Annotated in this window: 18 protein-coding genes, 2 pseudogenes and 1 riboswitch; of the genes and pseudogenes, 16 read left to right on the top strand and 4 right to left on the bottom strand. The window is 69.7% G+C overall.

Going from position 1 to position 23588, the window contains the following annotated elements:
- Positions 1–75: 75 nt before the first annotated feature.
- Positions 76–1653, bottom strand: a complete 1578-nt coding sequence (locus GIY23_RS03075; protein ID WP_407646825.1) for a dolichyl-phosphate-mannose--protein mannosyltransferase — start codon at positions 1651–1653, stop codon at positions 76–78.
- A 102-nt stretch (positions 1654–1755) separates the two neighbouring features.
- Here GIY23_RS03075 and rsmI point away from each other — a divergent pair, with 102 nt between their 5' ends.
- Entirely contained in the window at positions 1756–2607 is an 852-nt protein-coding gene (gene rsmI / locus GIY23_RS03080; protein ID WP_154075283.1) for a 16S rRNA (cytidine(1402)-2'-O)-methyltransferase, read from the top strand.
- Between the two features lie 126 nt (positions 2608–2733).
- Here the strand turns inward: rsmI and GIY23_RS03085 are convergent, their stop codons facing one another.
- Positions 2734–4005, bottom strand: a complete 1272-nt coding sequence (locus GIY23_RS03085; protein WP_154075284.1) for an aminodeoxychorismate synthase component I — start codon at positions 4003–4005, stop codon at positions 2734–2736.
- 93 nt (positions 4006–4098) lie between these two features.
- Between GIY23_RS03085 and GIY23_RS03090 the strand changes: the two genes are divergently transcribed.
- From GIY23_RS03090 to GIY23_RS03145, 14 genes and pseudogenes are all read left to right on the top strand, one after another.
- The gene (locus GIY23_RS03090; protein ID WP_154075285.1) at positions 4099–5121 is read left to right on the top strand and encodes a DUF4185 domain-containing protein; all 1023 of its coding nucleotides are present in this window, start codon (positions 4099–4101) and stop codon (positions 5119–5121) included.
- A 122-nt stretch (positions 5122–5243) separates the two neighbouring features.
- Positions 5244–7040 (top strand): methionine--tRNA ligase, encoded by a 1797-nt coding sequence (gene metG, locus GIY23_RS03095; RefSeq protein WP_187352003.1) that lies wholly within the window; start codon positions 5244–5246, stop codon positions 7038–7040.
- A gap of 1 nt (position 7041) precedes the next feature.
- Positions 7042–7887, top strand: a complete 846-nt coding sequence (locus GIY23_RS03100; RefSeq protein ID WP_154075286.1) for a TatD family hydrolase — start codon at positions 7042–7044, stop codon at positions 7885–7887.
- A gap of 358 nt (positions 7888–8245) precedes the next feature.
- Positions 8246–8497 (top strand): annotated as a pseudogene (locus GIY23_RS22900) (transglycosylase family protein); the annotation flags it as partial.
- Positions 8498–9164: 667 nt separating this feature from the next.
- Positions 9165–10685: a resuscitation-promoting factor gene (locus GIY23_RS03110; protein WP_228717516.1), complete on the top strand. Its 1521-nt coding sequence runs from the start codon at positions 9165–9167 to the stop codon at positions 10683–10685.
- A gap of 130 nt (positions 10686–10815) precedes the next feature.
- Complete coding sequence (gene rsmA, locus GIY23_RS03115) at positions 10816–11616, top strand: 16S rRNA (adenine(1518)-N(6)/adenine(1519)-N(6))-dimethyltransferase RsmA (protein ID WP_222850306.1); 801 nt, start codon at positions 10816–10818, stop codon at positions 11614–11616.
- 490 nt (positions 11617–12106) lie between these two features.
- A riboswitch (SAM riboswitch) is annotated at positions 12107–12197 on the top strand.
- 5 nt (positions 12198–12202) lie between these two features.
- Complete coding sequence (locus GIY23_RS23160; protein ID WP_267313231.1) at positions 12203–12337, top strand: hypothetical protein; 135 nt, start codon at positions 12203–12205, stop codon at positions 12335–12337.
- 120 nt (positions 12338–12457) lie between these two features.
- A pseudogene (locus tag GIY23_RS23355) lies at positions 12458–13057 on the top strand (methionine ABC transporter ATP-binding protein); the annotation flags it as partial.
- Complete coding sequence (locus tag GIY23_RS23360) at positions 13058–13474, top strand: NIL domain-containing protein (RefSeq protein ID WP_407646860.1); 417 nt, start codon at positions 13058–13060, stop codon at positions 13472–13474.
- On the top strand, positions 13471–14154 hold the full coding sequence (locus GIY23_RS03125) for a methionine ABC transporter permease (protein WP_187352004.1): 684 nt from the start codon (positions 13471–13473) through the stop codon (positions 14152–14154). The genes GIY23_RS23360 and GIY23_RS03125 overlap by 4 nt, the downstream gene beginning before the upstream one ends.
- 290 nt (positions 14155–14444) lie before the next feature.
- A complete protein-coding gene (locus GIY23_RS03130; RefSeq protein WP_154075289.1) occupies positions 14445–15254 on the top strand; it encodes a MetQ/NlpA family ABC transporter substrate-binding protein in 810 nt (269 codons plus the stop codon).
- Between the two features lie 164 nt (positions 15255–15418).
- Positions 15419–16375 (top strand): 4-(cytidine 5'-diphospho)-2-C-methyl-D-erythritol kinase, encoded by a 957-nt coding sequence (locus GIY23_RS03135; RefSeq protein ID WP_187352121.1) that lies wholly within the window; start codon positions 15419–15421, stop codon positions 16373–16375.
- Between the two features lie 189 nt (positions 16376–16564).
- On the top strand, positions 16565–18355 hold the full coding sequence (locus GIY23_RS03140) for an ABC-F family ATP-binding cassette domain-containing protein (protein ID WP_154075291.1): 1791 nt from the start codon (positions 16565–16567) through the stop codon (positions 18353–18355).
- A 171-nt stretch (positions 18356–18526) separates the two neighbouring features.
- On the top strand, positions 18527–20185 hold the full coding sequence (locus GIY23_RS03145) for a fatty acyl-AMP ligase (RefSeq protein ID WP_154075292.1): 1659 nt from the start codon (positions 18527–18529) through the stop codon (positions 20183–20185).
- 10 nt (positions 20186–20195) lie between these two features.
- Here the strand turns inward: GIY23_RS03145 and pth are convergent, their stop codons facing one another.
- The gene (pth, locus tag GIY23_RS03150; RefSeq protein WP_154075293.1) at positions 20196–20777 is read right to left on the bottom strand and encodes an aminoacyl-tRNA hydrolase; all 582 of its coding nucleotides are present in this window, start codon (positions 20775–20777) and stop codon (positions 20196–20198) included.
- Between the two features lie 357 nt (positions 20778–21134).
- On the bottom strand, positions 21135–21782 hold the full coding sequence (locus tag GIY23_RS03155; protein ID WP_154075294.1) for a 50S ribosomal protein L25/general stress protein Ctc: 648 nt from the start codon (positions 21780–21782) through the stop codon (positions 21135–21137).
- Between the two features lie 430 nt (positions 21783–22212).
- On the opposite strand from GIY23_RS03155, the gene GIY23_RS03160 reads away from it, so the two are divergent.
- Positions 22213–23508 carry an Nramp family divalent metal transporter gene (locus GIY23_RS03160; protein ID WP_154075295.1) on the top strand — a complete coding sequence of 432 codons (1296 nt, stop codon included), beginning with the start codon at positions 22213–22215 and terminating at the stop codon, positions 23506–23508.
- Positions 23509–23588 lie beyond the last annotated feature (80 nt).

A 23588-nucleotide genomic window follows, 5' to 3' on the forward strand; every position in this document is an offset into this window, starting at 1 on the left:
TCGTGTGGAGCGAACGGCACTTTCGCCTCGTGTGGTGGGGCGAGAGTGCCGTTCGCTCCGGTGTCGCGGTGACCGTCACCGCCAGGACGGCAGCCACATCTGGGCCTGCCAGTGCGCCTCGGTGATCGGATCGGCGTTGAGGATCGGCCACAGCCACACGAAGTTCGCCACCACCAGGCCGAGATACAACGCCACCGCCAGCAGGCCGGTCCGGCGCCGCTCGAACCCGCCGCGCGTGGAGCCGAGGATCTCGCCGAGCACCAGCACGATCCCGAGAACCAGGAACGGCGCCAGCGGCGTCGCGTAGAAGTAGTACATCTGCCGGTCCAGGTTCGTGAACCACGGCAGGAACCCGGCGCCGTAGCCGACCAGCACGGCGGCGTAGCGCCAGTCCATGCGGCTCGTCGCGCGCCACACGGCCCACCCCGCGACCGGCAGGGCGAGCCACCACATCGCGGGCGTGCCGAGCAGCATCGTCGCCTCGACACAGGTTTCCCGCCCGCAGCCGGGCACATCCGACTCGTAGTAGTAGAGCATCGGCCGCATCCCCATCGGCCACGACCACGGCTTCGACTCCCACGGGTGGGGGTCGTTGGCCGGCGTCGACAGTCCGGTGTGGAAGTCGAGCACGTTGAGGTGGTAGTAGAACAGGGACCGCAGCGCGTCTGGCAGGAAGGCCATGCCGACGTCGGACTCCGTGAGCGCCGCGTGTCTGTCGGTGGCGGTCTCGCTGGCGAACCAGTTGAACCACGTGGCGAAGTAGACCGTGATCGGCAGCGCCACCAGCGACGCCAACGCGGGCCTGGTGTCCCGGACGAGTGCTCCGACCCACGGGCGCCGGACTCCGGCGGTGCGTCGGGCGAGCACATCCCAGAACACGCTGAGCAGCCCGAAGGCCACGATGTAGTAGAGACCGTTCCACTTCACCCCGCAGGCCAGCCCCAGCAGCAGCCCCGCGGAGAACCGCCACCACCGGAACCCGAGCCTCGGCCCCCACGTCGACACCTCGGCTCTGCCCTCGGCGACGACCGTCGCGAGCCGGCCGCGGACCTGGTCGCGATCCACCAGCAGACACGCGAAGGCCGCGAGCACGAACGCGGCCTGGAAGATGTCGAGCATCCCCACCCGGGACTGCACGTGGCTCAGCCCGTCACAGATCAGCAGTACCCCGGCGAACGCGCCGAGCATCGTGGACCGGGTCATGCGGCGCCCGATGCGGACGATCAGCAACACCATCAACGTGCCCGCCAGCGCGGAGGCGATCCGCCAGCCCCACGGGTTGTACCCCAGCGCCCACTCGCCGAGAGCGATCAGTTGTTTGCCGACCGGCGGGTGCGCGACCAGCTCGTAGCCGGGGTTGTCCTCGTAGCCGCCGTTGCGCAGCATCTGCCACGCCTGCGGCACGTAGTGCTTCTCGTCGAAGACTGGGGTGCCGTCGTCGGTCGGACTGCCGAGTTCCCACAGCCGCACCAGCGCGGCCACGGCGGTCAGGGCCAGCGTGACCAGCCAGCTCCACAGCCGGTCGGCAGGCATCGCCGGGGTGAGCAGCCGCACCCGGTCGTCCTCGCCCGGGCGGCGCGCCGCGGGGACGGAGCCGATGGCGACTGGGTCGTCGTCGGCCGTCCGGCGGCCGCGCGGCGCGAGGACACTCACGCCCGAATCGTATGCGACCCGCCGGAACGCGCCGCTGCCCTCCGCACCAGCCCGCGCATTCGCGGCCGTTCGGGGCGGGAACGGGGTCGATAGGGTCGACGGGTGGACGTTGCTACTGATCCGGGGCGGCTAGTGCTCGCCGCGACACCGCTCGGCGACGCACGGGACGCCTCGGCGCGGCTCGTCGAGGCGCTCGGTTCCGCCGACGTCGTCGCCGCCGAGGACACCCGCCGAGTCCGCTCGCTGGCCACGGCGCTGGGCGTCACTCCCGGCGGCCGAGTCGTCAGCTACTACGACGCCGTCGAACAGGCCCGGAGCCCGATGCTCCTCGGCGCCCTCCGCGAAGGGCGGACGGTGCTGCTGGTGACCGACGCCGGGATGCCGAGCGTGTCCGACCCCGGCTACCGGCTCGTCTCGGCGTGTGCGGCCGAAGGGCTGATCGTGACCTGCCTGCCCGGTCCTTCCGCCGTGACCACGGCGATCGCGGTGTCCGGGCTCGCGTCGGACCGCTTCTGTTTCGAGGGGTTCCCACCGCGCAAGTCGGGCGAGCGGCGCCGCTTCCTCGGCAGACTCGTCGCCGAGGAACGGACCAGCGTGTTCTTCGAGGCGCCGCACCGCCTCGCCGACACGCTCGCCGACGCGGCGCACGTGCTCGGCGAGTCCCGGGAGGCCGTCGTGTGCCGCGAACTCACGAAAACCTACGAGGAAGTCCGCCGAGGCACGGTGGGCGAACTCGCGGCGTGGGCGGCGGAGGGAGTGCGCGGTGAGATCACCGTTGTCCTCGCCGGTGCCACCGCGCAGGCTCCCGACGACCCCGACCAACTCGCTCCGCTGGTCGAGCAGCGCGTCGAGGACGGTATGCGGGTCAAGGACGCTGTCGCGGAGGTCGCCGAACTCGCCGGGGTCCGCAAGCGCGCGCTCTACGACGCCGTGATGGCCGCTCGCCGAAGCTGAGCCCCTCGGAGGTCGGTCAGGCACGGTGCGGCGACGGGTTTCCGCTGCCTACGCAACTCGGCCACTGGCGCGCCGAGGTTCCGCTACGCACCCTTCCACGCAGATCACTCCGCGCAACCACAGTGCTCAGCCCCGGAGCAGCGTGAGCAGCGGCGCCGCCTTCGTGAGGCACTCGTGCCATTCGGCGACCGGGTCCGAATCCGCGACGATGCCGCCGCCGACCCCGAGGTGCATCGCACCGTCCGCGTACTCCAACGTGCGGATCGCGACGTTGAGTTCCATGCCCGCGACCGGCGAGATCATGCCGACCGTGCCGCAGTAGACGTCCCGTGGCCGCGCCTCCAGTTCCGAGATGAGTTCCAGCGCCCGCACCTTCGGGGTGCCCGTGATCGAGGCGGGCGGGAACGTCGCTGCCAGCACTTCCGCGTGCGTCACCGACTCGGGCACCCTCGCGTGCACGTCCGACACGAGATGCCAGACGCCGGGATGGGGTTGCACGTCGAGCAGCTTCGGCACCGTCACCGTTCCCGGGGTCGCCACCCGGCCGAGGTCGTTCCGGGCCATGTCGACGATCATCACGTTCTCGGCGACGTCCTTCTCGGAGGCGCGGAGCAGCCGGGCGTTCTCGTCGTCCTGCGCGCCGCGTCGCGGCAGCGTGCCCTTGATCGGGCTGGTGTGGACCTCGCCCCCGCGTCGCCGCAGGAACAGCTCCGGCGACAGTGACGCGACCGCGCCCCAGCCGCCCGCGACGTAGGCCGCGCGGGCCGGGCGCAGCGACTCGCTGCCCGCCGCGAACACCTCCAGCGGGTCACCCTCGAACGGGAGGGAGAACCGGCTGCAGATGTTCGCCTGGAAGATCTCGCCCGCCGCGATCTCCTCGATGCAGCTGCGCACCGCCTTGCAGTGCTCGTCCGGGTCCGGGGTGGCCACCGGGCCCGCCGTCCACGTGCCGCGCGCGTCGCCGCCGTCGGTGACGTGGTCCAGCGACGCGCACACCGCGCGCATCCGCTCGTCGTCGTGCAGTGCCTCGAACCACCACTGGCCGGTCGAGTCCCGCCGCAGGACATGGTCGGCCCAGCCCCACGCCGCGGGCGGCAGCACCCTCGGCGCGCTCCACATTCCGGGGTCGGTGAGCCCGTAGCCGAGGTAGCCGATCCAACCGCCACCCACGACGCCACTCGCGGCGTCGTCGACGCGAGGCAGGTCGTCGAGCGTGCCGAAGGCGTCCTCGCGCGGCGCCACCACCACCGACGGCGCGAGTACGGCGCTGTGGCCGAACCACTCGCCGGTGAGCGCAGCGGGCGGCGCGAGGCCCTCTCGGTGCGCGCGCGCCGACAGCCGTCGCAGCACCTGTTCGGCGCTTGCCGAGCCGCCGAGCGGCCGGACGAGGAGTCCCATTCGCCCAGTGTCGCAAACCCGATGGATCACTCTGCGTCCTTGTGTGCTGCGTCGATGCGGCAGCGAGGTGCGATGATCCGTACCGTGACGCGCATGGTGACCGTCACCGGTGCGACGCGACTCACTCGGATCACGGGGGAGGAGTCCTGCAATCGCACCGCCGCCCGGTTCGACGTCCACGCCACGGATCTCGGCATCCTGTGGGACGACGGTCGCGGTGGAGTGGTCGCCGCCTTCGGCGACACCTACGGCGCGGGCTGGGGCGGACACGGCGCGGGACCTCCGCGCGCCGACTGGCGCGCCAACGTCCTCGCGCGGTCGACGAACACGGACCTCGACCGGGGGCTGCTGTTCGATTCGGTAGTGGAGCGGGCGTCCGGCGGGGCGGGGCAGATTCTCAGCGGCGACACCCGAGCCCGCGAACACACCGTGATTCCCACGGCGGGAATCGCGATCGGTGAACGCAACTTTCTGCACTACATGTCAGTACGGCACTGGGGGATGCCCGGCGTGTGGCACACGAACTACGCGGGCGTGGCCTACTCCGACGACGGCGGCCGGACCTGGACGAAACCCGCGAGCGCGGTGTGGCCGAACCACGGCCAGCGTTGGTACCGACGCTTTCGGCGCCGTGACCAGGGCGGTCACCCGTTCCAGATGATCGGCTACGCGGGCGTCGTCGACGGATACCTGTACCTCCTCGGCACGCCGAGCGGGCGGTTCGGGGCGGCGCGCCTCGCGCGAGTGCGCACGGCCGACGTGCTCTCGGCGGAAGCCTACGAGTACTGGTCGGACGGAACCTGGCAGGACGACCCGTTCGCGGCCGAGCCCGTCCTCGCGCCGCCGGTCGCCGAGATCTCGGTCCAGTTCCACCGGCATCTCGGGCTGTGGTGCGCCACGTACCTCGACGAGCATCGTGCGGCGCTCGTGTTGCGGACCGCCCCGGAACTCACCGGGCCGTGGTCGGCCGCCCAGGTCGTCGTCGCCGGACGGCAGTACCCGGCCCTCTACGGCGGATACCAGCACCCGTGGGGCGTCGACGGCCCGTCCGTGTACTTCACGCTCACTCGATGGGGGCCTTACAACGTCGACTTCTTCCGCGCCGACCTCACCTGAAACGAGGCGAACGGCACTTCCGCCTCGTCCTCCGGGGCGAAAGTGCCGTTCGCCCCTTCCGTCGGTGGCGGAGCGACCGCCCTGCGCGGAAACGAAGTGGTCCGCGACAGTAGGCTGAGGGCATGACCGATTCCGTGTTGACCGCTGTGGCCTGGCCCTACGCCAACGGCCCTCGGCACATCGGCCACGTCTCCGGCTTCGGTGTGCCTTCGGACGTTTTCTCCCGCTACCAGCGGATGGCCGGCCGCAACGTCCTCATGGTCTCGGGCACCGACGAACACGGAACGCCGATCTCGGTGCAGGCCGACAAGGAAGGCCTCACGCCACGGCAGCTCGCCGACAAGTACAACCGGCTCATCACCGAGGACCTGCAGGGCCTGGGCCTGTCCTACGACCTGTTCACCCGGACGACCACCAGCAACCACTACAGGGTCGTCCAGGACCTGTTCCTCGCCCTGCACCGCAACGGTTACATCCAGCCCCGCACCACGACCGGCGCGGTCAGCCCGTCCACCGGACGGACCCTGCCGGACCGCTACATCGAGGGCACCTGCCCGATCTGCTCGTACGACGGGGCTCGCGGCGACCAGTGCGACAACTGCGGCAACCAGCTCGACCCCACCGAGTTGATCAGCCCCGTCTCCCGCGTCAACGGCGAGACGCCGAAGTTCATCGAGACCGAGCATCTGTTCCTCGACCTGCCCGCGTTCAGCGACGCGCTCGGCACGTGGTTGTCGACCAGGACCGACTGGCGGCCCAACGTCCTCAAGTTCGCCCTGAACCTCGCCGAGGACATGCGGCAACGCCCGATCAGCCGGGACCTGGACTGGGGTGTGCCGATTCCACTGGACGGGTGGCGTGACCAGCCGATGAAGCGGCTGTACGTGTGGTTCGACGCGGTGATCGGCTACCTGTCCGCGAGCATCGAGTGGGCGCAGCGCATCGGCGAGCCGGACGCGTGGCAGCAGTTCTGGACCGACCCCTCGGCCCGCGGCTACTACTTCATGGGCAAGGACAACATCACCTTCCACGCCCAGATCTGGCCGACCCTGCTGATGGGGCACAACGGCCACGGAGACAAGGGCGGGGAGCAGGGCCCGTTCGGCGCGCTCAACCTGCCGGACGAGATCGTCTCCAGCGAGTTCCTCACCATGAGCGGCTCGAAGTTCTCGACCTCGCGCGGCACCGTCATCTACGTCCGCGACTTCCTCGAGGAATTCGGTCCGGACACCCTGCGCTACTTCATCTCGGTCGCCGGTCCCGAGAACCAGGACACCGACTTCACCTGGGACGAGTTCGTGCGGCGCACCAACTTCGAGCTCGCCAACGAGTGGGGCAACCTCGTCAACCGTGCGGTGTCGATGGCCGCGAAGAACAACGGCGCCGTCCCCGCACCCACCCGGCCGGACCCGGCGGACGCCGAACTGACCAGCCTGTCCAAGGCCGCGTTCGACACCGTCGGCCGTAACCTCGAGCACTCCCGGTTCCGTGCCGCGTCACAGGAAGCGATGCGGGTGGTCTCGGCGGCCAACAAGTACCTCTCGGACCAGGAACCGTGGAAGCTCAAGGACGACCCGGACCGCCGCGACGCGGTGCTGCACACGGCACTGCAGGTCGTCTCCGACGCGAACACGCTGCTCACGCCGTTCCTGCCGCATTCGGCGCAGAAGGTGCACGAGCTGCTCGGCGGGTCGGGAACGTGGGCGGCGCAGCCGGAGATCCACGAGGTGTCCGATTCGGACACCGGGAACGCCTACCCGGTGCTCATGGGCGAGTACGCCGCCGAGCAGGCACGGTGGGAGTCGCGCGCCGTCGAGGTCGGCACCCCGTTGGCGAAGCCGACGCCGTTGTTCGCGAAGCTCGATTCCGCACTCGGCGAGACCGGGCCTGCCTGGGCGCCGATCCGTAGCGAGGCCTGAAATGGGTTCGCGCGAGAAGCGGGAGCGCCCGCCCGTTCCCGAGGCCCTGCCCGTGCCTGCCGTCGACGCCCACACCCATCTCGACGCGTGCGGCGCGACGACGCCCGAGCAGGTCGTCGAGGTCGTGGACCGTGCCGCGACAGCCGGGGTGACCCGGGTCGTCACCGTTGCCGACGACCTCGAGTCCGCGGCCTGGGCGGTGCAGGCGGCGAGCTGGGACGAGCGGGTTTTCGCCGCGGTGGCCCTGCACCCGACCCGCACCACGGGTTTCGGGGACGCCGAACAGCGTGAGGTCGAACGTCTCGCGCAGCAGCAGCGCGTCGTGGCGGTGGGCGAGACCGGGCTCGACTACTACTGGGACTACGCACCCGCCGCAGATCAGCAGGAGGCGTTCCGCTGGCACATCGACCTCGCCAAGCGGATCGGCAAGCCGCTGATGATCCACGACCGGAACGCCCACGAGGACATCCTGCGCATTCTCGGTGAGGAGGGCGCGCCGGAGACGGTGGTGTTCCATTGTTTCTCCGGGGACGAGGACTTCGCACGGCGCTGCGCCGACCAGGGATTCGTCCTGTCCTTCGCCGGAACCGCCACGTTCCGCAACGCGAACGCGCGCGGCCTGCGCGCCGCGGCACAGCAGGCTCCCGCTGATCAGGTCCTGGTCGAGACGGACGCTCCGTTCCTCGCGCCACACCCGTACCGCGGGCGGCCGAACGAGCCGTACTGCGCGAACTACACACTCCGGGACTTGGCCGAACTCCGTGGCGTGACAGCGGAAGAACTCGCGGTGACGACTTCGGCGAACGCCGCGCGGGTGTTCCCATTCCATCAGGTGGTCGCAGGCTGAACCGCCGTCACCGACGGTTCTCCTGCCGGGGCGCGCCGAACCGGGTCCGGTTGCGTGGCTCTGCTGTCCGAATACGGTCCACTGTGGAAGCCGGGATGGGGAGAACGCGGCGGAAAAGCGCTGGTCATCGCCTGTTGTCCGGTGTGGTTCGCGGTGCCGGAGTGACGATGCTCCGGTCCGGAACAGCCCCAGGCGTCTGATGAGTCCTCTGCCCGGAGCGACAACAGTCAGGACGGTCATGGCACTCGAGCACAGTGCAGCACTCCGGACCGCAGGGATCGCCGTACTCGTCGCGCTCGTCACGGTGGGTGGCGCTCCGATCGCGGCGGCTGCCGAGGCACCGCGTGCGAAAGTCGCAGGCAGCGTGTGGGACCGGCTCGCGTGGTGCGAGTCGACCGGGAACTGGTCCATCGACACCGGAAACGGCTACTACGGCGGCCTGCAGTTCAGCCTGCCCACATGGCGCGACTACGGCGGTCCCGAGTACGCGTCGTACCCGCATCGCGCGTCCAAGGCGCAGCAGATCGACGTCGCCACGAAGGTTCGCGACGACCGTGGCGGGTTTTCCGCCTGGCCCGCCTGCGCGAGCACGCTCGGCCTTCCGACCTGAGCCACTGTGGTCAGTGCACACCGGACACTCTCGCGGCGAGAGTGTCCGGCCGAGGCAGGCTCCGGCGTGTCGGATCGGCAGTACTCGGTTGTGATCCTGGTAATTCTGACGTGGTCGGCGAGGCCACGGTCGGTGTGCTTTCCCATCGCGTGTTTCCCGGTATGAGAATCGTGCCGCGGGACGTCTTCGCGGTAACCTCATGTGCGCGTTGCAGGTCAAGTAAAGTCCACCGAGGACAGATCGCCGAACGTTGATGTTACTGCCAAGGCGAAATGTGACCGGTTGCTCACTCCGGTGATCACCGGGTCGTCACGCACCGTCGCGGCCGGCTCGGCATTGCGGTGTAACCCAGGTCACACCGAGGAGATCGGCTCTTGGCTCCGCCTTCGGGATCACGCTACAGTCACGGCCTCGTAACCCCATGGCAGGAGCCGGCGGGTTGCACCCGCTAGTCGCCGCCGGAACTTCGTCGGGGAGGTCGGGCTGTGGTCGCGAGACCCACAGCGCGGCTCAACGGCGCGGACTACGGGGATCGGATGCAAACGAAGCACGAAGGTCGTGCCTGGACGGTGTGTGAGGAGTTCGTGAGCGACATGGGATCGTTCGGCGAACGCTTGGACATGCCGACGGGACACCGACCTTCGGCCTTCCGGAGGTAACGAACCCTGTGAACGGACGCGGCACGCCCGAGAGCCCTACGCACGGCTATTGGGCCGATTCCTTCGACTCGGCGACGGACTGGTTCTCCCCGGTCGCCCACCCCGACACTCCGACCGCTGTCGGTGTCATGGAGCCCACCTTCTCGGGCCACGACCTCGACGCGGCTTTCACCCGGGAAGCGCACCCGGTGACCGGCCACTCGGGCGTCCCGGCCGATGCGCTCGACATCACCGAGGCCGACGTCCTCGAAGCGCTCGGCCCGGACGCCGACGAGCTACTCGCCAGCGCCGACGTCGACGTCGCCGAACTCATCCGGCTCATCAACGCCGAGACGGTCGTCCTGCCGCCGCTCGTGCTCCCGGAGTTCGAGTCCGACGAGGACGAAGCCCCGCAGTTCGCCGCGGCCGTCAGCACCTGGAAGCGGCGCTTCCTCAAGGGTGCCGTCGCCGCCGTGATCCTCTCGCTCACCGGCGGGGGCGGCGCCGCCGCCGCGATGGACAAGTCCGTCACCGTCGAGATCGACGGCGAGACCCGTCAGGTCAACACCTTCGACTCCACCGTCGGGGAGGTCCTCCAGGACGAGGGCGTCACCGTCGGCAAGCACGACGCGGTGAGCCCGTCGCCGCAGTCGGAGATCCAGCACGGCGACACGATCACCCTGGATCAGGGCCGCCTGCTGAAGATGACCGTCGACGGCGAACCCCGCGAGGAGTGGGTCCGCTCGGTCACCGTCGGCCAGGCACTGCGCCAGCTCGGCATCCCGGACCAGGGTGCGTGGACCTCGGCGGACCGCTCGATGGCGGTTCCCGAGAACGGCATGAACCTGGCCGTCAAGACACAGAAGAACATCACGATCACCGACGGCGGAGGCGCGCCGCGCGAGCTCAGCACCAATGCCGTCACGGTGGACGAGCTGGTCAAGGAGCAGAACCTCGCGCTGGGCGCCGAGGACTCGATCAGCCCCGGCGGCGGCGAGAAGGTCGTCGACGGCGCTGCGATCCAGATCGACCGGCTCACCAGCTCCGTGGTCAACGTGACGACCCCGATCGAGCCGCCCGTCAAGGAGATCGAGGACGACTCGATGCTCAAGGGCGAAGAGAAGGTCCAGGAGCAGGGCACTCCCGGCGAGAAGATCGTCTTCACCCGCGTGTCGGAGCGCAACGGGGAGGAGACCGGCCGCGAGATCGTCGGCGAGAAGGTCGTCCGCGAGGCCAGCGAGCGCGTCGTGCTGGTCGGCACCAAGACCCCGCCGGTGAGCAGCGGCGGCGGTGCCGGCGGCAACACCGTCTGGGACAAGCTCGCGCAGTGCGAGTCCACCGGGAACTGGTCCGCCAATTCCGGTAACGGCTATTACGGCGGTCTCCAGTTCGACCAGCAGACCTGGAGTTCCTTCGGCGGCGATCAGTACGCCGCGTACCCGCACCAGGCGAGCCGTGAGCAGCAGATCGAGATCGCGACGAAGGTCCGAGACTCCCGCGGTGGCTACGGTGCCTGGCCGTCGTGCTCGTCCAAGCTCGGCCTGAGCTGACTCGCGAGCTTCCGGTCCGGTCCCCGGCAGTGTCAGGGACCGGGCCGGTTATTGTTCTCGGGTGCAGTCGGCGGAGAAAGTGCGGTTGCTCGGCCCGGCCGATGTGCGCCGGCTCGCCGGGGAACTCGGCATGCGCCCGACGAAGAAGCTGGGGCAGAACTTCGTCCACGACGCGAACACGGTGCGCCGGATCGTGACGGCCTCCGGAGTTCGGCCCGAGGATGTCGCGCTCGAAGTCGGTCCGGGACTCGGGTCGTTGACTCTCGCACTGCTGCCTGCCGCGCGGTCGGTCACCGCGGTGGAGGTCGACCCGACCCTCGCCGGGCGGCTGCCGACCACGGTCCACGAACACGCGCCCTCGCTCGCCGACCGCCTGCACGTGGTCGAGGCGGACGCGATGCGGGTGCGCGCGAAGGAACTCGGCCCGGCGGCGCCGACGGTGTTGGTGGCGAACCTGCCGTACAACGTCGCGGTACCGGTCGTGCTGCACCTGCTGGCCGAGTTGCCGTCGCTGCGGTGCGGGCTCGTCATGGTGCAGCAGGAGGTCGCCGAACGGATGTCGGCGGGCCCCGGCGGCCGCACGTACGGCGTGCCGAGCGTGAAAGCCGCGTGGTTCGCCGAGGTGCAGCGGGTCGGGCCGGTGTCGCGTTCGGTGTTCTGGCCCGTCCCCAACGTGGATTCCGGCCTGGTGTCGTTCACGCGGACGTCGCCGCCGTCGACGACGGTGTCCCGCGCGGAGGTGTTCCGGGTGGTCGACGCCGCGTTCGCCCAGCGACGCAAGACGTTGCGGTCGGCGCTGTCGAGCTGGGCGGGCTCCGGGGCGGAAGCGGAGCGGCTCCTGCTCGCGGCAGACGTCGACCCACGTGCTCGCGGTGAACAGCTCCGCGTGTCCGACTTCACCCGCATCGCCGAAGCAGCCGCCACCCCCTGACCTGCCGGGTGGCAAATTCGCGCGAATTTGCCACCCCTCCATCCACAGGTGACGGAGTTGTCCACAACCCGGCGTGGTCACTCGATGGAGTCCGAGACGCGGGACGCGGTGCTCCCAGCACTGTTCACAGTCTTTGTGGTTCGGCCGGGGCGAGCCCACGGGCCTCCCGCGACTCAGTGCCACTGCTGGCAAATTCGCGCGAATTTGCCACCTCGCTGTCCACAGGGGGTCTGGGGTGTCCCCACCTGGTTGGGGGGTCGGGGTGCGGGGAATGGAGAACGCATACGTGTGGTTGTTCGTCAAGGTCCCTGGGTGACGGCCGAGGAGCGGCGGGTCCGGTGGGGCTGGCCAGGAGAGATCGATAGTTACTGAGGGTTGTCGCACGGGGCCTCGAACGAGGCTCTTGCCGGGTGTGACGTGCAGAACAACCTCGGAACGTGACAAGGATCAACTTGCGTCGCCGACGTCGAGTGGGGTCTACTATTCGAGAAATCCATCCCGAGCGGCCGAGAGATCTGGCTCGTCGACGCCGCAGCAACCACCCGTTCGCGGGTAGGTGCTACCGCCAGGACCGATGGAGTGAGCGGTGTTGATGAACGTGAGCGCGAGCGAATCCCCGACCCGGTGGGCGTTGCGCGAGACGCAGTCCCTGATCGGATTCGACCTCACCGAACGCCGCGTGATCGACCACGGACGACGGACCACGTCCGGCTGTCGCTGAGACGAGCCCGATCGCGCTGCCATCGTGGCCGCGTTTCCCTTCTTCCCTTGCTAGAGCCATTCCCCGGCCCGGGCGCCTCAGCGGGCGCCTGCGACCGCACGAACTGATGCGGAGCCGATTGTGATCACAGTCGAGAACATCACCAAGTCCTTCACACAGAACGGCGAGACCGTCGTCGCGCTCGACGACGTCTCGATGGAGGTGTCGGCGGGCGCCGTGTGCGGGGTCGTCGGCCCGAGCGGAGCGGGAAAATCCACACTCGCGCGCAGCATCGCGCTGCTGGACAAGCCGGACCGGGGTTCGATCAGGGTCGACGGCGTCGACCTCCTGTCCCTCGACGGCAAGCAGCTCCGTGCGGCGCGCCGCCAGATCGGGGTGGTGCCGCAGGGCGACTCGCTGCTGCGGCAGCGCACCGCTGCGGGCAACGTGGCGCTCCCACTGGAGGCCGCGAACCTCTCCCCACAGGACCGCCGCAGCCGCGTCGGTGAGCTGCTCGACCTCGTCGGTCTCACCGACAAGGCCACCGTCTACCCGGACCAGCTCTCCGGTGGGCAGCGGCAGCGCGTCGCGGTCGCCAGGGCGCTGGCGGCCAAGCCCTCGGTGCTGCTGGCCGACGAGCCCACCTCCGCGCTCGACCCGCAGACGACCGACTCGGTGCTCACCGTTCTCGACCGTGCCCGTTCGGAGCTGGGTGTGACGGTGCTCGTCGTCACCCACGACATGACCGTGGTGCGCCGGATCGCCGACGATGTGGCGGTGCTCGACGGGGGACGCGTGGTGGAACACGGCAACGTCGTCGACTTGGTGTCGGAACCGGGCAGCTACGTCGGCAGCACGCTGCTGCCGCAGACCGACCAGGCTGAGCAGCTCAAGCCGTCGGTGAGCGGCCACGACGTCGTCGCCGAGGTGGTCCTCGTCGGCTTCGCCGCCGTGGGCGCCCTGCTGCCGGAGGCGTCGAACCGGTTCGGCATCGACCTGTCCATCCTCGGCGGCGGACTGACCCGTCTCGGCGACACGCCGGTCGCGAAGTTCCGGGTGGGCCTGACCGGTGAGGGCTCCGAGTCGGCGTTGAAGTGGATGATCGAGCGGGACGCGCACGTGCGCCGCGCGCCGGCGAAGGTCGAGGTCGCCGCGTGAGCGACTCCACTCCGTGGCTCGAAGTTCTCGAAATGATCGGCCCGGCCACCGGTGAAACGGTGTACATGGTGGTCGTGTCGACGATCCTGGCGGTGCTCGGCGGTCTTCCGCTGGGGGTGCTGCTGCACCTGACCTCGCCGTTCGGGCTGGAGCCGCGCCCGGTGCTCAACCGGGTGCTCGGTGTCGTGGTCGACGTGACGCGCTCCGTGCCGTTCGTCGTCCTGCTGGTGGTGCTGGCCTCGTTCACCCGGCTGCTCGTCGGCACGTCCATCGGTAGCACGGCGGTGATCGTGCCGCTGACGATCGGCGCGATCCCGTTCTTCGCGCGGTTGACGCAGAACGCTCTGCGGGAGGTCGGGTTCACCGTCGTCGAGGCCGCGATCACCACCGGCTCGAGCCGGTGGCGGATCGTGTGGACCGTACTGCTCGGTGAGGCGCGGGCGGCGCTGGTCGGTGCCGTCGGCGTCACGGCGGTGGCGTTGATCGGCTACGCCGCGATGGCCGGTGCGATCGGCGGCGGCGGGCTCGGCACGACCGCGATCCAGGACGGCTACCAGGGCTACGACGACCGCGTGCTCTACAGCTCGGTGGTCGCGCTCGGTGCGCTCGCCTGGGGCATGCAGTTGCTGTCCGACTTCGCTGCCCGAACCGTCGACCGCCGGCGCGCCGCCACAACGTAGTGGTTACTCGGATCGAGGCTGCGGTCGGGCTCACTGCGCCCACGGTTTTCCTGCCGGTCTACGCAGACCGGGCACCGGCGGGTTCTCACCTCGCGACTGGCGGGGACAGCGTCGACGTGATGTCGACGATCCCGCAGCCGGCCGCGAGGTGAGGGTCCGCCACTGAACCCCCAAACCCTCCACGCCTTCGTCTTCCCTGTTCCCCCTCACTCCGCGCCGCGACCGCGATGCGGAGTCCGCTCGACGTGCCCGGGACCCGGGCGTGTCTTCACGAAAGGACGCGCGAAACCATGCGCTTTCGGATCGCAGCAGCGCTGCTGACCACGGCCGCGATCGGGCTCGCCGGGTGCTCCACCGGCGCTCAGGCTTCCGACCCCAACGGGCCGTTGCGGGTGGCGGTGAGTCCGCAGCCGCACGGCGAGATCCTCGAGTTCGTCGACGAGGAACTCGCCGAGCGGGCCGGACTCGACCTGGAGATCGAGACGTTCAGCGACTACAACCGCCCGAACGAGGCCCTGACGCAGGGCGAGCTGGAGGCGAACTACTACCAGCACCAGCCCTTCCTGGACGAGTACCGGACCGAGAAGGGTGGCGAGTTCGCGTGGGTGCAGCCGGTGCACCTGGAGCCCCTCGCGGTGTACTCGAAGGAGCACCGGTCGCTGCAGGACCTGCCGCAGGGCGCGAAGGTCACGCTCTCGAACGATCCGGCGAACCGGTTGCGCGGCTTGAAGCTGTTGGCGGACAACGGGGTTCTGAGGTTGAAGCCCGAGGTCTCGGAGAGCGCGCGGGTCGAGGAGGCCGTGGCGGAGAACCCGAAGAATCTGGAGCTCTCGACGCTGTCCCCGGACCAGCTGCCCCGGACCGTCGAAGAGGCCGACGCCGCGATCGTCAACGGGAACTACGCGTTGAAGGCGAACTTGAAGAACCCGGTCGCGATCGAGTCCGCGGAGGGGAGCCCGTACGTCAACGGGCTGGTCACGACGCCGCAGCTGAAGGACGACCCGCGGGTCGTCAAGCTCGCCGAGCTGCTGCGCTCTCCGGAGGTGGCGGAGTTCATCCGGCAGAACTACACGAAGGAGACGGTCGTCCCGGCTGCCTGACCGCTGCTCCCGCCGTCACGAACTCGCGCGAGAGCGCGCCCCACGTCCGCATTGTGTGCCGAGCTGTGCGCGGACGTGGGGCGCGGTAGCCGCGCGAGCGACGTGCCGTCGGACGAGGGAGGCACGGGACGCCGTAGGACACGTACTCTGGATGGGTGCTGTCCGTGGTCCCCACACCCATCACCGTTCGCGTCCCGGCCAAGGTGAACCTGCACCTCGCCGTCGGAGACAGCCGCCCGGACGGCTATCACGAGCTGGTGACGGTTTTCCAGGCGCTGTCGATGACCGACGACGTCACCGTCGTCTCCGCCGACGAGCCCGGCCTCGAGGTACACGGTGAGGGCGCCGAGTCGGTGCCGACCGGCCCGAGCAACCTCGCGTGGAAAGCGGTGCGCATTCTCGCCGAACACGCCGGGCGTGATCCGGAGGAGCCGGGCGTGCGGGTCACCCTCCACAAGGGCATTCCGGTCGCAGGCGGTATGGCCGGGGGGAGCGCGGACGCGGCGGGGGCGCTACTGGCGCTGAACACCCTGTGGAAGCTGGAACTCCCCCGTGACGAGCTCGCCGACGTCGCCGGGCGGCTCGGTAGCGACGTGCCGTTCGCGCTGCAGGGCGGGACCGCACTGGGCACCGGGCGCGGTGAACGGCTGGTACCGGTGCTGGCGCGGCACACTTACCACTGGGTGATCGCCCTGGACCGGGACGGCTTGGAGACACCCGCGGTCTACACCGAGCTCGATCGGCTGCGGGCGGAGCCGAAGGCCAACCAGGTCGGCGACGTCGAGCCGGTCCTGGAGGCGCTGGCGTCCGGGGATCCGCGCCAGCTCGCCCTGCTGCTGGGCAACGACCTGCAGTGTGCGGCGGTCTCGTTGCGCCCCGGCCTGCGCCGGACGTTGCGGGCCGGCGTGAACGCCGGTGCGCTCGCCGGCATCGTCTCCGGTTCGGGGCCGACCTGTGCGTTCCTGTGTACCGACGCGGATTCGGCGGTGAAGGTCGCGGCGGAGCTTTCCGGCGCCGGCGTGTGCCGCACGGTCCGCGTGGCCCAAGGGCCCGCTCCCGGTGCCCGGGTGCTCAGCGATGAGCGCGCCGACCGGCCCACGCCGCCTCAGGTGCACGCGTAAGAGGTTGCGCGGATTGAGGGGTGGCGTTCAGTCACCGTGCGACGTCCGGTTCTCCGCTGGCTGTGCGGACCCGCCACGGAACCACCAACCCAGATCACTCCGCGCACCTTCTCAAGGAATCTCCGTTCCGGCCTGCTCGTTCCCGGTGTGCGGCCGGTGCCGCGGCACGAGCCGAGTCCGAAAGGAATCATGAGCAACCTGATCAACCTGGAATCCGTGCACTTCAGCCACGGAGTGAAACCGCTGCTGGACGGCGTGTCCCTCGGCATCGCCGCGTCGGACCGGATCGGGGTCGTCGGCCTCAACGGGGGTGGGAAGACGACGCTGCTGGAGGTGCTCTCCGGAACCGAGAAGCCGGACGAGGGCCGCGTCAGCCAGTCCCGTGATCTGCGGCTGGCTGTCGTCACGCAGCGCACCGAGCTGCCGGAAGCCTCGACGGTCCGCAACGCCGTGCTCGACCCGCACGGTTTCGACGCCGAGCACGAGTGGGCGGCCGACCCGAAGGTGCGCTCGGTGCTGGGCGGGCTCGGCATGACCCGGCTGGGGCTGGACACGCCGGTGGAGAACTTCTCCGGTGGTGAGCGCCGTCGCGTGGCGCTCGCGGCGGCGCTGGTGCGGGAGCTGGACGTGCTCGTGCTCGACGAGCCGACGAACCACCTCGACGTCGAGGGCGTGCGGTGGCTGGCCGACCACCTGCTGGAACGCCGCTGCGCGTTGGTGATCGTCACCCACGACCGCTGGTTCCTGGACGCGGTCTGCAACCGCACGTGGGAGGTCGTCGACGGCCGCGTCGAGCAGTACGAAGGCGGTTACGCGGACTGGGTGTACGCGAGAGCCGAACGTGCCCGACTCGCTCAGCAGGCCGAGGAGAAGCGCCGCAACCTCGCCCGGAAGGAGCTGGCGTGGTTGCAGCGCGGCGCGAAGGCCCGCACGTCGAAGCCGCGCTACCGGGTGGAGGCGGCCGAGGCCCTCATCTCCGACGTCCCGCCCGCGAGGGACACCGTCGAGCTGGTCAGCTTCGCCCGGCGGCGTCTCGGCAAGACGGTGATCGAGCTGGAGGACGTCGACCTGAGCATCGGCGACCGCGCGCTGCTCAACGGTGTGACCTGGCGGATCGGCCCGGGTGACCGAGTGGGCGTGGTCGGCGTGAACGGCTCCGGGAAGACGACGCTGCTGAACCTGCTCGCCGGTGAGCGGGGACCGGACGCCGGACGCCGGATCGAGGGCAAGACGGTACGTCTCGCGCACCTGAGCCAGGAGCTGCACGATCTGCCGGGGAACTGGCGGGTGCTGGAGGCGATCGAGGACGTCGCCGAGCGGGTCACGTTGGGCAAGTACGAGCTGACGGCGTCCCAACTGGGGGAGAAGTTCGGGTTCGGCAAGGGCAGGCAATGGACGTCGGTCGCCGATCTCTCCGGTGGGGAGAAGCGGCGACTGCAGCTGGCGCGGCTGCTGATGGCCGAGCCGAACGTGCTGGTGCTCGACGAGCCCACGAACGACCTCGACATCGACACGTTGCAGCAGCTGGAAGACCTGCTGGACACCTGGCCGGGCACGCTCGTGGTCGTCTCGCACGACCGGTACCTGGTGGAGCGGGTGTGTGACACGGTGGTGGCGCTGTTCGGTGACGGCCGCGTGACGGATTTGCCCGGTGGGATCGACGAGTATCTGACGCGACGCCTGTCCCTGCTGGAAGCCGAGTCGGGTTCGCTCGGCAAGCAGGCGGGCGGGGTCGCTGCGAAGGCATCGGAGCAGGGCTTGTCCGGTGCTCAGGAACGGGCCGCTCGCAAGGAACTGTCCAAACTCGAACGGCAGCTCGACAAGATCGGCAAACGAGAGGACGACATGCACGTGCGTCTCGCGGAGGCGGCGACCGAACCGGAACGTCTCCAGGAGCTCAACGCGGATCTTCGCGCCTTGCAGAGCGAGAAGGACGACCTCGAGACGCGGTGGATGGAGCTCGCCGACCAGCTGGACTGACGGCTCGGCGCTTGGCTGGTGGAGTCCATCGAGGACTGAGAAAGCATTGTGGAACTGGCAGTTGTGCCCGTAGGGCACGCCTCTCACGTACTCAGCCTGAGCAGGGTGAAACGCTCCGACGCACCCGCCCCGCGGCCGTGAAATGTGACCCAGTGCACGTAGGCTGTGTGGGTGAGCCTTTTCGTGGACGCACTCGTCGCGGCGGCGCGGGACAACGAGGGAGCCGGAGCGCGCGGCCTGACCACCGGCGAGCCTGCCGAGCCGCGCCGACGCACGTGGGGACAGGTCCACGCCGAAGCTCGCGCGTTCGCGGGCGCTCTGCGCGACGGGCAGCCGCGGGTGCGTCCCGGCGACGCAGTCGCCGTTCTCGCCGCCGACCCCGCGTTGGTCGCCCCGGCCGTGCAGGCGGTGTGGCTGGCGGGAGGCAGCGTCACGATGCTGCACCAGCCCACGCCGCGCACCGACTTGAATCGCTGGGCCGCCGACACGCTGCGGGTGCTCGACATGGTCGACGCGCGGCTGGTGTTGCTCGGGCCGCCGTTCGACGACGTCGCGCCGGTCCTCGACGAACACGACGTCGCCTACCGGCAGCTCACCGAACTCGGCGGTGGCGAGCCGTTGCCCGTGCCTGTTCCCGCGGAGGCGGACACGACAGCGCTGCTCCAGCTCACCAGCGGTTCGACCGCGGAGCCGAAGGCGGTACACATCACCCACGGCAACCTGCACGCGAACATGCTCGCGATGGTCGAGGCGGCACGGTTGCGCCCCGAGGAGGACGTCCTCGTGTCGTGGCTGCCGCTGTTCCACGACATGGGGATGGTGGGCTGTCTGACCGTGCCGATGGCTACCGGCCTGGAGACGGTCAAGGTCACTCCCGCGGACTTCCTCGCCGCACCGACGCTGTGGATGGAACTCGTCAGCTCACACGGCGCCACCGTGACCGCCGCACCGAACTTCGCCTACGCGATCACCGGACGTCGACTGTCCTCGATGGACGACGGCTCCCTCGACCTGTCGCGGCTGCGGTTCGCGCTCAACGGCGCCGAACCGATCGACCCGAAGGCCGTCGCCACGTTCACCGACGCCGGGGTCCGGTTCGGGCTCGACCCGAGTTGTGTGGTGTGCGCGTTCGGCATGGCCGAGGCGACGCTGGCCGTTTCGTTCGCCGACCTCGATCGCGGACTCGAGGTCGACACCGTCGACGCGGAAGCGCTCGAACACCGGCGTGCGGCGGTCCCGGCCGAGCCCGGCTCGCGGTCCACCCGGCAGTTCCCGCTGCTCGGGAAAGGACTGCCCGGCATCGAGGTCTCCGCCGTCGACGACGAGGGCACGGTCCTGACCGAGCGGGAGGTGGGTGAACTGCGGATCCGGGGCGCGGCGGTGACTCCCGGCTACCTCACGGTGGACGGCCCGCTCGCCGCGCAGGACGACGAGGGCTGGCTGCTCACCGGCGACGACGGGTATCTCGCCGACGGGCAGGTCGTGATCTGCGGGCGCCGCAAGGACGTCATCATCATGGGCGGCCGGAACCTGTACCCGGTCGATGTCGAACGCGCCGCGGACGAGGTCGACGGTGTGCGGGCGGGCAACGCCGTGGCCGTCCGGATCGAGGCGGGCAGCAGGCGGGAGCGTTTCGCCGTGATCGTGGAATCCCGATCCGCTGGCGACGAGCAGGCCGATCGCGACCTTCGCAAGAACGTCGCCGCGAAGATCCTCGACGCGGTCGGGGCCCGGCCGTCGTCGGTGGTCGTGGTCGCGCCGGGCACGTTGCCGAAAACCCCGTCCGGCAAGCTCCAGCGCTCCGCCGCAGGAGACCTGCTCGACCGGTAGTCGGCCCCGGTCAGTGGAACCGGTTCTGCGCCGCCTCGAGCCCCTGCGCCGCCACCGCTTCCACGGCGTCCGCGCAGTGGTCGATGAACCAGCCCAACTCCTTGGACTCCGCCCGGGAGAAGTCCTTGAGCACGTAGTCTGCCGCGTCCATCCGGCCCGGCGGGCGGTCCACCCCGAACCGCACCCGCAGGTACTCCTTGGTTCCCAAGGACTTCGTCATCGAACGCAGGCCGTTGTGGCCGTTCTCGCCGCCGCCGCGCTTCAACCGCACGGTCCCGAACGGCAGATCCAGCTCGTCGTGCACCACGATCAGTTCCGTCGCGGGCACCTTGTAGAACTTCGCCACCGACGACACCGCGCCCCCGGAGAGGTTCATGAACGAGCGCGGCTTCGCCAACACCGCCCGGCACGGGCCGAGCCTGCCCTCCACGACCTCCGCACCCGACTTGTGCGCCTTGAACTTGCCGCCGACACGAGCGGCGAGCTCGTCGAGAACGAGAAACCCGATGTTGTGCCGGTTGCCCTCGTAACGGGGACCGGGATTGCCCAGGCCCACGATCAGTGCGGGCCCGGCAGATTCGACAGCATTCACGACGAAGGTTCCTTGAATGTCTGAACAAAAGGTCTTGCGTGGTGGGTTGGGTGGCGGAACCTCAGCGCGCTCCTCGCTGCGGGATCGATTTCTTGAGTAGCGGCCTACGCGGCGAAATCGCTGTCCTCGCGAGGAGAGCGCTGAGAACCCGCCGGTGGTCCGGCTGCGTACGTGGTGACGGCTCAGCGGCTCCGCCGCTGACAAGACACGAGTCTGCCCGGCGGCGTACGCAGGCCCGCCACTCCACCACCAACGCAGATCAACCTGGGTGTCCACCGAGATTTCCCCGGAGAGACGTACGGCGCGCCGCCCGTGTGGGGCGACGCGCCGCGGCAGGCTGTGCCCGACGTCGCGGGGTCAGGACTCCTCGGTCTCCCCGGCGGACTCGGTCTCCGAGTCGGACTCGTCCTCGACGACGCCGGCACCCTCGGTGTCGATCTCCGACTCCATCTCGGCCTCGGTCGGTGCCTCGGTGACGTTGACGACCAGCGCCTCCGGGTCCGCCTGCAGCTCGGTGCCGCGCGGCAGGACCACCTGGGAGGCGACGAACTGCGTACCCGACTCGGCACCGTCGATGGAGATCTCGACCTGCTCCGGGATGTGCAGCGCCTCGGCCTCGACCTGGATCTCGGTGAGCTCCTGGGTGACCAGGGTGCCGGGCGCGGCGTCGCCGTTGACGACGACCGGCACGTCGACCGTGACCTTCTCGCCGCGGCGGACCAGCAGCAGGTCGACGTGCTCGATGTAGTTCTTGATCGGGTGCGCGGTGACGGTCTTGGTCAGCGCGAGTTCCTTGCCGGAACCCGACACGTCCAGCGTCAAGACGGCGTTCTGGCCGTTCTCACGAAGCGCACGGGCGAACTCGACGGTCGGCAGCGACAGGTGCTTCGGGTCGGAACCGTGGCCGTACAGGACCGCGGGGATCTTGCCCGCGCGGCGGGTGCGGCGTGCGGCACCCTTTCCGAACTCGGTGCGCGGTTCGACGGAAAGACGTACCTCGGACACGGTGCTCTACTCCTCGTGACGGGCGAATACGTGGCTGGGCGGCTCGGCGAACGGCGGCGGGGCGCGACTGGTGAGAGCGACAGCGACGGTCGGCCAGGCCACGCGACACGAACGTGTCGCGGCGCCGACAGCAGTCGGCTGCACCTGCCGCCGCGTCGATCACGCCGGCTCCGCGAACCGGCCTCGCCGAGGCAACCCGAATAGTTTAGAGGGCGCGCGGATTGATCTGTGTTGGGGGTTGCGTGGCGGAACCTCACTCCACGGCTGGCCAGCATGCGCAGGCGGTGGACACGCCCTCGGGGCGGGATGCTCGACCGACCCCGGATGACGAGAGCCGAGCTGGGGTGCACCCGTCGTGCGCTCGGCGAACAATCACGGTTCGGTACCGCACCCTGGGCAGTGCGGATCACACCGGATTACCTTGTCGTGCATGTCGACGGACGTGACCTCCGCGCAAGACGCCCCGCGCCCGACCTGGCGGGCACGGGTGAGACAGATCGGCCCCGGGATCATGGCCGCCGCCACCGGTGTGGGCGCCGGCGACCTCGTGGCGACGATGGTCGCGGGATCGCGCTACGGGTACGCGCTGTTCTGGGCGGTCATCCTCGGGACCGTCTTCAAGCTCGCGCTCGGTGAGGCCGTCGGTCGATGGCACCTCGGTTCCAACCGCACGATGCTCTCCGGGTGGCGAACCATCGGCCGTTGGATCATGGCCTACTTCGGCCTCTACATCGTCGTCTGGGGCTTCATCTACGGCGCCACCGCGATGTCGGCCTCGGCGTTGCCGCTCAACGCGCTGTTCCCGGTACTCGGTGTCGAGTACTGGGGGATCCTCTGCGGGCTCGCCGGGTTCGGCATCGTCTGGTTCGGGCGCTACGGCGTGCTCGAGAAGATCATGACCGCGCTCGTCGGAGTCATGTTCGTGACCGTGGTCGGCACCGCGATCCTCGTCGGCCCGAACTTCGCCGCGCTCGGTGCCGGAATGGTGCCCACGCTGCCGGACGGCTCCGTGGCCTACGTACTCGGCTTGATGGGCGGCGTCGGCGGAACCATCACGATGGCCGCCTATGGGTACTGGACGTTCGCCAAGGGGTGGCGCGCGCCGTCGTGGATCCCGTTCATGCGCACCGACAACGCGGTCGGCTACATCACCACGGGCATCTTCGTCATCGCGATGCTCGTCGTCGGGTCCGAGATGCTGCGGGGGCAGGCCCTCGTCGAGGGCGACACCGGACTGCTCATGCTCGGCGACGGGCTGGCCGCCGACTACGGCGAGTGGGCGCGGATCCCGTTCCTCGTCGGGTTCTTCTCCGTCGCGTTCAGTTCCGTCATCGGCGTGTGGAACGGCGTGAGCCTGCTGTTCGCCGACTGGTGGCGCACGTGGAACCTGCCGAAGGACGCCCCGCCGGAGTCCGCGGGCGACTACGACCAGAAGGCCGGGCAGGCCAGCACCTCCTACCGGGTTTACCTGCTGTGGCTGACGTTCCCGCCGATGTTCCTGCTCTTCCTCGGCAAGCCGTTCCAGCTGACGATCGTCTACGGGGTGCTCGGGGCGCTGTTCATGCCGTTCCTGGCGGGAACCCTGCTCTACCTGCTCAACTCGAAGACGTTGATGCCCGCCGCGCACCGCTCACGGTGGCTGTCGAACACGCTGCTCGTGCTGTGCCTGGCGCTGTTCGTCTACGTCGCAGGCACCGAGATCGTGGACGCCGTCTCAGGCGACTGACCCGTTTGGGGCGAACGGCACCTTCGCCTCGTGAGACGGAGCGAACGGCACTTTCGCCTCGTGAGACGGGGCGAGAGTGC

Origin of the sequence: Allosaccharopolyspora coralli (genome assembly GCF_009664835.1) — a bacterium.
Classification (GTDB): domain Bacteria; phylum Actinomycetota; class Actinomycetes; order Mycobacteriales; family Pseudonocardiaceae; genus Allosaccharopolyspora; species Allosaccharopolyspora coralli.